10 protein-coding genes are annotated in these 13963 nt (G+C 67.1%); 5 read left to right on the plus strand and 5 right to left on the minus strand.

Annotation, left to right across the window (positions count from 1 at the left end; genetic code table 11):
- Positions 1-500: 500 nt before the first annotated feature.
- The 3 genes from KME82_RS21550 to KME82_RS21560 form a co-directional block, all read right to left on the minus strand.
- Complete coding sequence (locus KME82_RS21550) at positions 501-854, minus strand: hypothetical protein (protein WP_215495823.1); 354 nt, start codon at positions 852-854, stop codon at positions 501-503.
- 347 nt (positions 855-1201) lie between these two features.
- On the minus strand, positions 1202-2899 hold the full coding sequence (locus KME82_RS21555; RefSeq protein ID WP_215495824.1) for a M28 family metallopeptidase: 1698 nt from the start codon (positions 2897-2899) through the stop codon (positions 1202-1204).
- Positions 2900-3305: 406 nt separating this feature from the next.
- Positions 3306-4196, minus strand: a complete 891-nt coding sequence (locus KME82_RS21560) for a LysR family transcriptional regulator (protein WP_215495825.1) — start codon at positions 4194-4196, stop codon at positions 3306-3308.
- Positions 4197-4579: 383 nt separating this feature from the next.
- Between KME82_RS21560 and KME82_RS21565 the strand changes: the two genes are divergently transcribed.
- On the plus strand, positions 4580-6130 hold the full coding sequence (locus KME82_RS21565) for an MFS transporter (RefSeq protein WP_215495826.1): 1551 nt from the start codon (positions 4580-4582) through the stop codon (positions 6128-6130).
- 10 nt (positions 6131-6140) lie between these two features.
- Here KME82_RS21565 and KME82_RS21570 read toward each other — a convergent pair whose 3' ends face one another.
- Positions 6141-7058 carry a hypothetical protein gene (locus tag KME82_RS21570; protein ID WP_215495827.1) on the minus strand — a complete coding sequence of 306 codons (918 nt, stop codon included), beginning with the start codon at positions 7056-7058 and terminating at the stop codon, positions 6141-6143.
- Between the two features lie 155 nt (positions 7059-7213).
- Between KME82_RS21570 and bla the strand changes: the two genes are divergently transcribed.
- Together bla and KME82_RS21580 are read left to right on the plus strand one after the other, a co-directional pair.
- Positions 7214-8113 carry a class A beta-lactamase gene (bla, locus tag KME82_RS21575; RefSeq protein ID WP_215495828.1) on the plus strand — a complete coding sequence of 300 codons (900 nt, stop codon included), beginning with the start codon at positions 7214-7216 and terminating at the stop codon, positions 8111-8113.
- 137 nt (positions 8114-8250) lie between these two features.
- Positions 8251-10353 (plus strand): NHL repeat-containing protein, encoded by a 2103-nt coding sequence (locus KME82_RS21580; protein ID WP_215495829.1) that lies wholly within the window; start codon positions 8251-8253, stop codon positions 10351-10353.
- 135 nt (positions 10354-10488) lie between these two features.
- On the opposite strand, the gene KME82_RS21585 is transcribed toward KME82_RS21580, so the two are convergent.
- Positions 10489-10944 carry a PA2169 family four-helix-bundle protein gene (locus tag KME82_RS21585; protein ID WP_215495830.1) on the minus strand — a complete coding sequence of 152 codons (456 nt, stop codon included), beginning with the start codon at positions 10942-10944 and terminating at the stop codon, positions 10489-10491.
- Positions 10945-11299: 355 nt separating this feature from the next.
- On the opposite strand from KME82_RS21585, the gene KME82_RS21590 reads away from it, so the two are divergent.
- Both KME82_RS21590 and KME82_RS21595 read left to right on the plus strand, forming a co-directional pair.
- The gene (locus KME82_RS21590) at positions 11300-12298 is read left to right on the plus strand and encodes a ligase-associated DNA damage response exonuclease (RefSeq protein ID WP_215495831.1); all 999 of its coding nucleotides are present in this window, start codon (positions 11300-11302) and stop codon (positions 12296-12298) included.
- Positions 12295-13905 (plus strand): ATP-dependent DNA ligase, encoded by a 1611-nt coding sequence (locus KME82_RS21595; RefSeq protein ID WP_215495832.1) that lies wholly within the window; start codon positions 12295-12297, stop codon positions 13903-13905. Before KME82_RS21590 ends, KME82_RS21595 begins: the two co-directional genes overlap by 4 nt.
- Positions 13906-13963: the final 58 nt, after the last annotated feature.

Below are 13963 nucleotides of genomic sequence, written 5' to 3' on the forward strand. Positions count from 1 at the left end.
GGCTGCAAACCCGGAGGTGAGGGGTTTGGCTTTGAATGAGGCTGCGGCTTGCGTGGCTTTATTCGGCTTGCGGCAGTGGTATCGCTGTGATGTTTGCTAGCAGCAGTTCGCCGTCGTCCGATTTGCCCACTATGTCGAACTCGATTCACTGGTGTGGGTTGATGCGGCCCAGGCAATGGGCTGTGCCGTCGGACTCCAGGGCGAGGTGCAGGTGGTAGTGCCCTGGTCCGCGGAAGGCTTCGTATGGGTAGGGTCCGGGGGCGTCCGGCACGCGATCGAAATAGCCCACGGGTTCGCGGTCGAAGTAGAACGTGTATGTCGCAGCGCGCATGAGGGGCTTCGCACGGAATCAGTGGGTAGGGTTTTACGTGGTTGTGCGGACTGTAGTCGGTAGAACAGGAAGCGACGGGGCCGATGGTTCGCGGTCGCGGCTTGCGCCGCTCCTACAGTCGGGAACGGGGCTGGACGGGACGCGCAATCTGCCGACGTGATCGCAATGATCAATCCGGCGGGATGTGCGGCAGGGCCTCGCGAATCTTGGCTAGCAGTATCTCGTCGAGCTGATCGTCGCTGATCGGGCCGCCGTCTACGCAGTGCGCGCCTTCCAGGCGCATGACTGTGTGGATCGCGAGGCCGAACGACAGTCGGAAATAGCGCATCAACCAGATTTTGCTGCCGCGTAAGTCCGGCTCGACCGCGTAGGCCCGCGCGACGATTGCAGCCACGTTTTCACCGGCTCTTGCCGCGGCGCGCATGGCGTCGACTACGTCCTCGTTGAAATCCTTATCCGCGCCTTCGCCGCGCAATGCGAAAGACCGGGGGCCTGCGGGGTTGTGGTCGGAGGGGTCGGTCATGGGGGTTGCTCTTGGGTGCGGTCGGAGCGAGGGATCGAATGTTTCGCGGCGGCTTAGGTGTTCGGTGGAATGGGCCGGCGGGGGAAGCTAGGCATCGACTTTATTCGACGGGATTGGGTTTACCAATCTTGATTGGAATGGTCGCGGAAGGTGAGGTTGCGCGGTCGCGGCTTGCGCCGCTCCTACAGGGGGTGGACGAGGCTGGCGTCGCGATTGGGGGGCGGGTGATGCGCCTTGGATGGAACAGGCGACCTGCTGTCAGAAACGAAACGACCGCGGGGAGCGATGTGCGCTCCGACGCGGCCGTTGGTTTTCAGCGCCGGGGTGGGCCCGGCGCGGTTGCAGGTTTACTTGCTCGGACGCTGATCCGCCGTCTCGTCGCGCGCGGCGCGGAACTCGGAGTCTTCGCTCCAGTTCGGCCACTTGTTGGAGTTGGCCAGTTCGTTGCCCAGGGTGTAGAGGATCTGCATGTCGCGGGCCATGCCGGCGAAGGTCCAGGTGGGCTCCCACTGGTCGGCGGGCTGGTGGTAGCGGTCGCGGTTGTAGGCTTCGCTCTCGGCCTTGCCGGCCGCGATGCCGCCGTCGACCTTGTCTTCGCCCGAGCCGAACGAGATCGCCGGGACGCCGCGCTTGGCGAAGGGGAAGTGATCGGAGCGGAAGAAGTGGCCGGCTTCGGGCTTCGGGTCGTCGACGTAGCTCAGGTTCCAGCGCTGGGCGGTGCTGATCAGGTCGGTCAGCAGGTCCTGCTTGGCGCTGCCGGAGGTGGTGAAGTCGCGCGAGGGGCCGGTCGGGTCGAGGGCGTCCATGTTGATGACGGCGACGGTCTTGGCCAGCGGGTACAGCGGTCGCGCGGAGTAGTACTCCGAGCCCAGCAGGCCCTTTTCCTCGGCGGTGACGTTGAGCAGCACGACCGAACGCAGGGGCTTTTTGCCCTTGGCGAAGGCGCGGCCGATTTCGATCAGCGCGGCGGTGCCGGTGGCGTTGTCGACGGCGCCGTTGTAGATCTTGTCGCCCTTCGCATCGGGCTGGCCGACGCCCAGGTGATCCCAGTGCGCGCTGTAGATGACGGTTTCGTCGGGCTTCTTGCTGCCGTCGATGCGCCCGACGATGTTCTGCGAGGTGATGACCTGGCTGTCGACGGCGTAGTTGGCCGACAGGGTCACGTTCTTGAGCACGACCGGCTTGAACTCGCGGGTCTGCGCCTGCTTCTTGAGTTTTTCGAAGTCCAGGCCGGCGCTCTTGAACAGGCTGACGGCGAGGTCGCGCTGGATCCAGCCTTCCATGGTCGGGTGGGTGGCGCTGGGCTTGTCGCGCACCACGTCGAACATGGTGTTGGTGTTGGAGTTCTTGACCGTGGCCCAGCCGTAGGACGCCGGTTCGGTTTCGTGGACGATCAGCAGGCCGAGCGCGCCGCGGCGGGCGGCTTCTTCGAACTTGTAGGTCCAGCGGCCGTAGTAGGTCATGGCCTTGCCGCCGAAGTCGCCGTTGCCGGTTTCGAAGTCGGGGTCGTTGATCAGCACGATCGCGATCTTGCCTTTCAGGTCGACGCCCTTGAAGTCGTCCCACTGGCGCTCGGGCGCGGCGACGCCGTAGCCGGCGAACACCAGCGGGGCGTTCTTGAAGCTGACGCTCTTGGAACCGTCGAGCGCGGCGCGCACGGCGATCTCGTTGCCCTGGGTGAGGGCGCGGGCCTTCTTCTTGACCGACACCGACAGGGTCGGGGTGCCGGCGATTTCGGTGCGCAGCAGCGGCACGGCCTGGGTCCACAGGCGCTTGCCGTCCTTGAGGTCGCCGCCGGGCTGGATGCCGGCCGCCTTCATCTGGGCGACCACGTAGTCGATGGTCTTGGTCTCGCCGGCGGTGGCCGGGCCGCGGCCTTCGAACTCGTCGGAGGACAGGGTCTTGACCTCGTCGGACAGGCGCTTGGTGTCGAAGGTCGGGGCTTTGGGCGCCTTCGGGGCTTTGGCGGGCTTGGCGGCGTGGGCCGGCAGCGACAGGACGGCGGCGCAGAGCACCGCCAGGGGCGTGGCGATTGGCAACTTCATTGGGGAGGCCCTCGGTAGGTCGGCCGATGGTAGCTAGGTGGGGGTGAAGGGTCTATCGGGCTTTGGCTGAGGGATGAGGGGGGTGGGGGTTTGTTTGTGGATGGGGCGGGTGTGGGGGGACGGGCTAAGAGCAAATCCCCCCTGCCCCCTTTTTCAAAGGGGGGAAAAGCACGGGGTGTGGTCGTGCGTCGGCTTGTAGGTGTGAGCGTGCGAGTCGATTCGCCCACTTTGAAAAAGGGGGCTGCGCCCTGCGATGCGTGAGGTTGGGTTGTAGTGGCTGGCGCGGGGGATTTGCTTTTGCGTTTGGTCTGAAACGAAAAGCAAATCCCCCCCTTTTTTTCAAAGGGGAGAACAGCACGGGGTTGGGGAATGGACGCGGGCGTTGCGAGATGAGCGTTGCGACGAATCAAACGCCGCGCATGCGCATCGGATTCGGCGCAGGGTTCGGCGCGGTCGCCGGCAGGTCGCGGATCAGTTTGCCGAATTCGCATACGGCCGGTGCGGCTTCCAGCGAGTTCCAGATCAATACGAACTCGGCGTCGGGCAAGGTCGGCAGGCCGTATTCGCCGTCGACGATGCGCATGCCCGGTTCGACGTCGTCCTCGGCCATCACCGTGATCGCAAGGCCAGCGAGGATCGCCGCGTGCAGGCCCTGCTGGCTCGGCGAGGTGAACACGACATGCCATTCGACCGCGGTGCCATCCAAGGCCGAGATGCCGACTTGCCGGTTGATGCACGGCGGCGGGAAGAAGGCAAACGGCAACGAGGTGTTGGCGGGGACGTCGAAGTAATCGGCCGCGACCCAGACCCAGCGCGTGCGTCGCAGCACGGTGCCGGCGCCGCTACCCGGCAAGGCGATGATCACCGCGAGGTCGAGTTCGTCGGCTTCGACCATCTGCCGCAGGTCCATGCTCATGCTGACGCTCACGTCCAGGCGGATCGACGGGAACGCGCGCGCGAACTGGCACAGCACGTTGGGCAAACGATCGCCGATGAAGTTCTCGGGCACGCCGAAGCGGACCACGCCGGCGATCGGTGAGGGCTGAAAGCGCCGGGTCAAGGCGTCGAGCGATTGCAGGATCTGGCCGGCATGGCGCAGGAAGTCTTCGCCGTCTTCGGTCAGGGTCAGGCGGCGGGTGGTGCGGCGCAGGAGCGGGCGGCCGACTTGTTCTTCCAGGCGGCGGATCTGGTGGCTGATCGCCGACTGGGTCAGGTGCAGGCGTTCGGCGGCGCGGGTGAAGCCGCCGGTTTCGGTGACGGCGACGAAGGTGCGCAGCAGGGCCGGGTCGAAGTCCATGCGCTCAGGATACGGCGATTGATGAGGGGCCGTAATGGGTTCTACAAAATTAAATCATTTCTCTCATGAGTCCGGGGCGGGGAGAATGAGCGGTGTCGGTTGATTGGCGACGCCGCCAATTGCCGCGAAGCTTCGGAGTCTTTTGTGGGAGGGGCTTTAGCCCCGATGCCTTTCGCTCAGGTCACTGAAGACCTTCGCGATCTGAGCGAAAGGCATCGGGGCTCAAGCCCCTCCCACAAAAAACCTCGACGCTGCGATGCGATCTTGCGCCAGCCAACCTGCTGGCCGGCGACGCACGCACCTTTGACCACTGGCAACACGACCGCGGCGCAAACCAAGCGCGGCGATGCGAAGCCCTGCCCCACCGTTTCCCAGGACACCCCATGCCCCTGTCCCCCTCCGGCAAAAACACCCTCGCCCTAGCCGCGGTCAGCCTCGCCGCGCTGATGTTCGGCCTGGAGATCTCCAGCGTGCCGGTGATCCTGCCGACCCTGGAAAACCAGCTGCACGGCGATCTGCGCGACATGCAGTGGGTGATGAACGCCTACACCATCGCCTGCACCACGGTGCTGATGGCCGCGGGCACGCTGGCCGATCGCTACGGCCGCCGCCGCGTGTTCGTGCTCAGCGTGATCGCGTTTGGCGTGACTTCGCTGATCTGCGGCGTGGCGCAGAGCATGCCAGTGCTGATCGCCAGCCGCTTCGCGCAGGGGCTCGCCGGCGGCGCGATGCTGACCTGCCAGATGGCGATCCTGTCGCACCAGTTCCAGGCCGGGCGCGAACGCGGCCGCGCGTTCGCGATCTTCGGCATCGTGTTCGGCGCCGGGCTGGGCTTCGGGCCGATCATCGGCGGCGCGATCGTCGCGCTGTCGAACTGGCACTGGGTGTTCCTGGTGCACGTGCCGCTGTCGGCGCTGACCTGGGTGCTGATCGCGCTCGGCGCGCAGGAGTCGCGCGATCCGCACGCGCACCAGCTCGATCGCGCCGGCATCGTCACCTTGTCGCTGGCGGTGCTCGGCCTGACCTATTACCTGACCCAGGCGCCGGAACAAGGCTTCGCCAGTCCGGTTGCACTGACTGCGCTCGCGATCGCGGTGATCGGCGCGATCGCGTTCGTGATCGCGGAAAAACGCAGCACGCATCCGATGTTCGATTTCGCGGTGTTCCGCATCCGCGATTTCTCCGGCTCGATCATGGGATCGATCGGCATGAACTTCAGCTTCTGGCCGTTCATGATCTACCTGCCGATCTACTACCAGAGCGCGCTGGGCTACGACACGGTGAGCGCGGGACTGGCGCTGCTGGCCTACACCTTGCCGACCTTGTTGATGCCGCCGCTCGCCGAACGCTTGTCGGCGCGCTATTCGTCCGGGGTGGTGATCCCGCTGGGCCTGTTCGCGATCGGCGCGGGTTTCCTGGCGATGCGCTACGGCAGCGCGGTCGAACACGCCAGCTGGCTCAGCATGCTGCCCGGCGCCTTGCTCGCCGGCGCGGGCCTCGGGCTGACCAATACGCCGGTGACCAATACCACCACCGCCGCGGTGCCGAGTTCGCGCGCCGGAATGGCCGCGGGCATCGACATGAGCGCGCGGTTGATTACCTTGGCGATCAATATCGCCTTGATGGGGTTGATCCTGGTCGCGGGCATCGCCGCGCATCTGCGTGGGGTGTTCGGTGCGCGCTTCGATAGCGCGCAGTTGCGGCAGCTCGCCGGGCGGATCGCGGCGGGCGATGTCGACGCCTTGCGGGCGGTGAGCGGCGGCACGCACGAGGTCGCGCATGCCGCGTTGATCGAGGGCTTCGGATGGGTGCTGTGGTACGGCGGCCTCGGCGTGTGCGCTTTGGCCGCGCTGAGCCTGGCGATTTTCGCGCCGGGCCGCGCGCGTTCGGCCGCGGGCGACGCGGACGCGCAGACCGCGTCCTGCGCTCAGTAAGGCCGACGCATCAGAAGAACGCGATGCCCGGCCGCAGCACGAGTTGGAAGATCAGCAACTGCGCGATCACCGCCACCACCGGCACTGCCAGCGAACGCGCGGGCGCGATGCCGGCCGATCGCGCCGACGCGGTCGACCATGCCGCGGCCTGCAGCCACCACACGCCGATCACGAACTCGGCGATCGGCACGATCGCGACCTGATCGAGACTGCCCGGCACCCGCATCGCAATGATCAACGGCAATGCCAGCAAGGCCGGCAAGGTCGCGATGCGAAACATGAAGCCACTGCGCCGTCCCGGCGTGGCGATGTCGCCGGCCTGCGGCGCGAGCGCGAGCAAGGGCCTGGCGAAACCGATCGCCAGCGCCGCGATGATCGGCAGCGCCGTCAGACCCAACGCGAGCTTGGTGCCCGCGCCGAGCTGCAGATAGTCGAAGGCCATGCCGACGTCGTTCTGCGGCACCACCGAGCCGACCACGATCTGCGGCAGCGATTGGAAGTAGCCGTGGAACGCCATCCAGATCGCGAACAGCCGCCAGCCCATGCTGCGCGGCGGGCGCAGCGCGAGCCACGCGGTGCAGGCGATCGCGACCAGCAAGATCGCCAAGGCGCCGGTGCCCTGGAACAGATGCGCGAGCGGATTGTCGCCGTCCCAGTGGTGATTGTTGTGGAACAAGGTCGGCCGCAGGCCCGGGGTCAGCGCCTTGGGCACCACCAGGAACAGTTCCTGGATGAAGAAGATCAGGCTGAAACTGAATGCGTACAACGCGGTGGACTGCAGGGTCGGCCGCCAGCTCCATTCGCTGCGCGGCGCCACCCGGACCGCCGCGCCGCGCGAGCGCAGCACGCCGACCACGCCCCACAGCAGCGGGCCGACCACGACGGTCAGCAGCGAAGCGATTACAACCAACTGCACGGTAGCGTTCATGCCGATGCCACAAACTTGAGTTGCTGCAACAGATACGGCCCAGGTCGCGACGGTTGCAGCCGCTGCAAGGATTTCTTTTGCCTGCCGCGAGAAATCCTCGTTTGTCGTGATGGCCCGCGCTGCCAATAATCCGGGTTCCCCAAGGAGACCTGCCCATGCAACGACGCGATTTTCTGCAATGCGCCAGCGGCCTGCTGCTCGCCGCCGGCGCGAGCGCCAGTTTCGGCGCCGCCGCGCTGACCCCGGTGGTGCCGTTCTGGTCCATGCGCCTGGGCGAACTGGAACGGCGCAGCGGCGGGCGCCTGGGCGTGGCCGTGCTCGACACCGGCAGCGGCGAGCGCATCGCGTGGCGCCAGGACGAACGCTTCCGCATGTGCAGCACGTTCAAGTACCTGCTGGCCGCGGCGATCCTGCGACAGGTCGAATTGGGCAAAGTCACGTTGTCGCAGCAAGTGCCGATCACCGCCGCCGACATGATCGCGCATGCGCCGTTCACCCAGCCGCTGGTGGGCCACAGCGCGAGCGTCGCGCAACTGTGCGAGGCGACGGTGACCTTGAGCGATAACCCGGCGGCGAATCTGCTGTATCCGCTCGTCGGCGGCCCGCAGGGCTTGACCCGATTCCTGCGCGAGATCGGCGACGGCATCACCCGCACCGATCGCACCGAACCCACGCTCAACGGCGGCGCGCCCGACGATCCGCGCGACACCAGCACGCCGAATGCGCAGGTCGCCACGATGCAGCGCCTGCTGCTGGGCGATGCCTTGAAGGAATCCTCGCGCAAGCAGTTGATCGCCTGGCTGGTCGCCAACAAGACCGGCGACAAGCGCCTGCGCGCAGGTCTGCCGGCCGGGGTGCGGGTCGGCGACAAGACCGGCAGCGGCGACGGCGCCACCAACGATGTCGCGATCGTCTGGCCGCCCGGCCGCGCACCGATCCTGATCGTCAGCTACCTGGCCACCGGCAAGCTCGACGGCGACGGCCGCGACGCCGTGCTTGCCTCGGTGGCGAGCATCGTGACCGAGCATCTGGGCATCGGCGCGGCGCGCCGCTGAGTCCGCGCGTCGGCATCTTGCAGTGCATGCGCAAGCGGCCCGTGCGGCCGCTTGCGCACTGGTGCGCGCGCGCCGTTTAGAATCCAGGTTGGTGCAGCCCCGCCGCTGTCGCGCGGGCTCGCGTAACAAGGACTTGAATGAACCGCACTTCCTGGATTCTGGTCGCGATCGGCCTGACCGCGGCCGCGCTCGCCGCGACCTTCGTGATCGAACCGGGCGCGCCGCGCGCCTTGTTGAACGCGGCCAAGCCCGCACCCGCGCCGACGCCGTTCGGCTGGAACGCGCAACTCGAACTCATCGCCGGCGACGGCGTGCGCGGCCTGCGCAACGCGACCGCCGCGCAGGCGCGCTTCGCCGATCCCTACGGTCTGGCGCGCAGCGGCAACGGCACGTTATATGTCGCCGATGCCGGCGACAACAATCTGATCCGGCTGATCCGCGCCGACGGCCGCGTCGCCACCGTGGCCGGTTCGATCGAAGGTTTCGCCGATGGCGCGGGCACCAAGGCGGCGTTCAATACGCCGTCCGGGTTGACCATCGACAACCTCGGCAACCTGTATGTCGCCGACACCGGCAATCACGCGATCCGCAAGATTTCGCCGCAGGGCGTGGTGAGCACACTGGCCGGCACCGGCGTGGCCGGTTATCGCGACGGCGCCGGCGCGCAGGCGCAGTTCAACGGGCCGATCGGCGTGGCGGTGAGTCAAGCCGGCCGCGTCTTCGTCGCCGATACCTACAACGACCGCATCCGAGTGATCGAACCCGACGGCACCGTCAGCACGCTGGCCGGCGGCGAACGGCCCGGCGACAGCGACGGCGCGGCGGCAATCGCGCGCTTCGATACGCCGACCGCGCTGGAGATCGATGCGCAAGGCATCGTCTGGGTCGCCGACACCCGCAACCACGCGATCCGCCGGGTCGAACCCGATGGCGACGTCAGCACCTTGAACCTGTTGCCGACCGCCGAAGGCGACAATCCGCTGTCGCGTCCGACTGCGTTGGCGATCACTCACGACGGCGTGTTGTACGTCGGCGACATGTCCACCGGGATGGTGTTGCAGGTTCGCGCCGACGGTAACTGGGTGCCGCTGACCGGCAACGCGCAGGAGCAACGCCTGTCGCTGCCCGCGGCGATGAGCCTCGACGCCGACGGCGCGATCTACCTCACCGATGCAGGCAGCTACCGCGTGCACCGCATCGCGCCGGCCGCGGCGCAGCCCATCGTCACCGTCGCCGGCCCGTCACCGTTGGACCCGTTGCCGTTCACCGCCGGCCGCTGGCCGCTGCATCCGCAGGACGCGTGGCACGAAGTCGTCGGCACCCTGGGTGAAGTACGCGGCGACGGCCGCGGCGAAAGCCGCCATCACCTGCACGGCGGCTTCGACATCCGCGGCGACATCGGCCAGCAGGTGCTGGCGATCGCCGACGCCAAGACCAGCAATCCGTCGAGTTCGTGGGGTTACGGCAGCCTCGGCGAAGGCGCGTCGCTGGATACGATCAGCTACATCCACATGCGCGTGGGCCGTAACGGCAAGGGCGAACCGATCGATATCGCGCGCTTCCAGCCGATCGCCGGCGACGACGGCAAGACCGAGCGCATGCGCCTGCGTCGCGGCACCCGTTTCAAGGCCGGCGACGTGCTCGGCACGATCAACCCGATGGCGCATGTCCATCTGGCGCTGGGGTCGAACGGGTACGAGCGCAATGCGGTGACCCTGGGCTTCACCGGCTACGCCGATCACTACGCGCCGCGGATCGAACGCATCCAGTTGCTCGACGCGCTGGAACAGCCGCTCGCGCAGAAGGAGCAAGGCCGCCTGCTGGTATCGCGCGGGCAACCGGGCGTGCAGATCGTGGTCGAGGCCTGGGATCAGGTCGACGACAACCTGGCGCGGCGCCGGCTCGGTCTGTACACGCTGGGCTATCAATGGCTCGATGCCGCGGGCAAGCCGCTGCCCGGCTACGAACAGCCGCGCATGAACATCGAGTTCGACCGCAAGCCGCCCGACGACGCGACCAAGGTGCTGTACGCCGCCGACAGCGGCATCACCGTCCACGGCAGCGCGATCACCCGCTTCCGCTACGTGCTGACCAACACGGTGCGCAACGGAAAGGTCGCCACCGGCCTGTGGTCGCCGAGCGAATTGCCGGCCGGCGATTACACCCTGCGCATCAGCGCGCGCGATTACAGCGGCAACGAGGCGAGCGCGGGGCGCGACTTGGCGATTCGCTTGCGTTGATCGCTGTTGCTCAGATGCAGATATGAAAAAGCCCCGTCGTTGCCGACGGGGCTTTCTTTTTATCGTCCGCCGCAGCGCGTGTTCGACGCGGCTGGGTCGATGCTGCCTCGAACCTCAGTGGTTCGACGCCGCCTGTCAGGACGCGGCTTTCAGCGCATGCTTGCGCGAGCTCATCACCTGATGGCACTCGCGTACCTGCGGCAGCAGTCGTTCGACTTCGACGCGCGCGGCCGGCGGCGTGTCGCTGTCGGACAGGGTCTCGTTGAAAGCCTTGAGGAGGCGATCTTCCGACTCTTCCAGTTCGGCCACGTAGCCGTACTGGGTGTCGCCGAGGGTCGCGCGCACCTTGCCGTAGAACTGCTGCATCGAGCCGACGAAGGTGCCGTGCTCGGCCGGCTTGCCGCCCGCGGCGACCACCGCCGAGCTCAGGCTGGTGACGATGTCGCCTTTCACACCGGCGATGCGCACGAACAACGCGGAGAGTTCGGCATCTTTCACCTTCTGCGCCGCCTCCGTGTAGAAGTCCTTGCCGTCGCGCGCGATTTCGATGAGGTCGTTGAGGGTATGCGTCGTCTTCGTCTGGGTATTCATTGAAGCTCCTGGCTGACCGGCAAGATCGTGTCGCGCCGGTCGTGTGGGGATGATTGCTCGTAATGAGCCGGCGATGTGCGCCGGTGACGTGGACTATTTCGTATCGCTCATTAAGACCTCGTGACCCTCGCACGCAACGGTTCATGCAATGGGTCGCGATGAACAGTTCATATTTTTTATTCTCGCGATAACTCACGCTGCGTTGATCTTGCACGCGGCATCACGCGTGCATGGTTCGTTATCAATACCGCCGGATCGCCGTCTCGACCGAACGCATTGCACACCGCCAAGCGAGCTTACGACGCCATCACGAAGCGTTTTGCACAGTAACGGCATTCCATCGTCGGACCGGTGCATGCAGCCTGATGATCTGATCGTGGTTCGTCCGCAAGGACTGTATTGCCCGGCGGGCGATTTCTATATCGATCCGTGGCAACCGGTCGCGACCGCGGTCGTGACTCACGGCCACGCCGATCACGCGCGCCCCGGAATGGGCACGTATCACGGCAGCGAGGCGGGCCTGCCGATCCTGCGCTGGCGCTTGGGCGAGCAGGCCTACCGAAGCCATGGCTATGGCGAACGCTTCGGTCTGGGCCGCGCGCGCGTGTCGCTGCATCCGGCCGGGCACGTGCTCGGTTCGGCGCAGGTGCGCATCGAAGCCGGCGACGAGGTCTGGGTTGTATCGGGCGATTACAAACGCCAGCACGATCCGACCTGCGCCGCGTTCGAACCGGTGGCGTGCTCGACCTTCATCACCGAGTCGACCTTCGCGCTGCCGATCTATCGATGGCCGGACACGGCGCAGGTGGTGGCCGAGATCGTCGAATGGCGCGAGCATTGCGCCGCGCGCGGCGAAGCGGCGGTGCTGTTCTGCTACGCGCTGGGCAAGGCGCAGCGCATTCTGGCCGAGCTCGCCAAGCAATCCTCGCGGCCGGTGTGGGTGCACGGCGCGATCGCGTCAGGCGTGGAGGTCTATCGCCAGGCCGGCGTGGCCATGGCCGATACCCAGTTGGTCGCGGATGCCAAATCGCGCGACGAATGGGCCGGCGAACTGGTGCTGGCGCCGCCGTCGGCCGCGGGTTCGACGTGGATGCGCCGGTTCCGTCGCGTGCAGACCGGGTTCGCGTCGGGCTGGATGCGCATCCGCGGCAATCGGCGCCGGCGCAACTACGATCGCGGTTTCGTCATCTCCGATCACGCCGATTGGCCGGCGCTGCTGCGGACCATCGAGGAAAGCGGCGCCGAGCGGGTGATCGCCCATCACGGCCGTTCCGAGCCGTTGCTGCGCCTGCTCGCCGAGCGCGGCCTGCGCGTGGACCGGTTGGATACCGGCGTGGAAGGCGAACGCGCATGAAACGCTTCGCCGCCCTGTTTCGCGAGCTCGATCGCAGCACCGCGACTTCGGACAAGCGCGCCGCGCTGATCGATTACTTCCAGGCCGCCGCGCCGCGCGATCTGGCCTGGGGCCTGTGGCTGCTGTCGGGCCACAAGCTCGCCAAGATCGCCAACCAGCGCGAATTGCGCGAATGGGTCGCGCAGGAAACCGGACTGGCCGGCTGGTTGATCGACGACAGCTACGATCAGGTCGGCGACCTGGCCGAAACCCTCGGCCTGCTGCTCGACGAACCCGAGGCCGCCGCGGTCGTGGACCGGCCGCTGCACGAGTGGATCGAGCTGCGGCTCGCGCCGCTGAGCGGCGTGGACCCGGCGACGCGACGCGATGCGGTGGTCGCCGGTTGGCGCGGCTTGCAGGCCGAGCAGCGTTTCGTGTTCAACAAACTATTGACCGGCGCCTTGCGCGTGGGCGTATCGCAGCGACTGGTGCAGCAGGCGTTGGCGCAATGGTCCGGGGTGGACATCGCGCTGATCGCGCAACGCATGCTCGGCGCATGGCAGCCTTCGCCCGAGTTCGTGCAGCAACTGCTCGCGAAGGAAACCACCGCGCAGGACCGGCAGCAGCCGTATCCGTTCTTTCTCGCCTCGCCGCTGGACGCCAAGGACGACGCGCCGCCCACGCAGGCGCTGGGACCGATCGAGGACTGGGTGCTGGAATGGAAATGGGACGGCATCCGCCTGCAGCTGATCCATCGCCAGGGTCAGTCGCTGCTGTGGTCGCGCGGCGAGGAACGCCTGGACGGACGCTTTCCCGAAATCGAATCAGCGGCGCGGCGGTTGCCGCGCGATTGCGTGCTCGACGGCGAGCTGCTCGGCTGGCGCGACGGCGACGCGCGGCCGCTGCCGTTCGCCGCCTTGCAGACGCGCATCCAGCGCCGCAAACCCGGGCCGAAGATCCTGGCCGACACGCCCGCGCGCATGCTCGCCTACGACCTGCTCGAACTCGACGGCGAGGACTGGCGGCCGCGGCCGCTGCACGAACGTCGCGCCGCCTTGGCCGAGCTGCTGGCGGCGCATGCCGATCCGGCGATCGTGCTGTCCGCGCAGGTCGACGCCGAGGACTGGACGCAAGCGGCGGTGTTGCGCGAACAGGCGCGCGAACGCGGCGTGGAGGGCCTGATGCTCAAGCGCCGCGATTCGACCTATCAGGTCGGGCGCCGGCGCGGCGACTGGTGGAAATGGAAGATCGATCCGCTGACCATCGATGCGGTGCTGGTGTACGCGCAAGCCGGCAGCGGCCGCCGCAGCACCTTGTACACCGACTACACCTTCGCGCTGTGGGACGGCGAGGCGCTGGTGCCGATCGCCAAGGCGTATTCGGGCCTGGACGACGAGGAAATTTTGCAACTGGACCGCTGGATCCGCGCCAATACGCTCGAACGCTTCGGGCCGGTGCGCTCGGTGACGCCCTTGCATGTGTTCGAGCTGGGTTTCGAGGCGGTCAACCGGTCGAGCCGGCACAAGTCGGGGATCGCGGTGCGCTTTCCGCGGATCCTGCGCTGGCGTCGCGACAAGACCGCCGAGCAGGCCGATCGGATCGAGACGCTGAAGGCGCTGGCGCCATGAGCCGCGTCGCGGGGTAAGTCGCGGCGCATCGGCGCGGCTTCGGCACGGCCGCGCGGTG

The sequence above is a fragment of the Lysobacter capsici genome (genome assembly GCF_018732085.1).
Taxonomy (GTDB): Bacteria; Pseudomonadota; Gammaproteobacteria; order Xanthomonadales; family Xanthomonadaceae; genus Lysobacter; species Lysobacter capsici_A.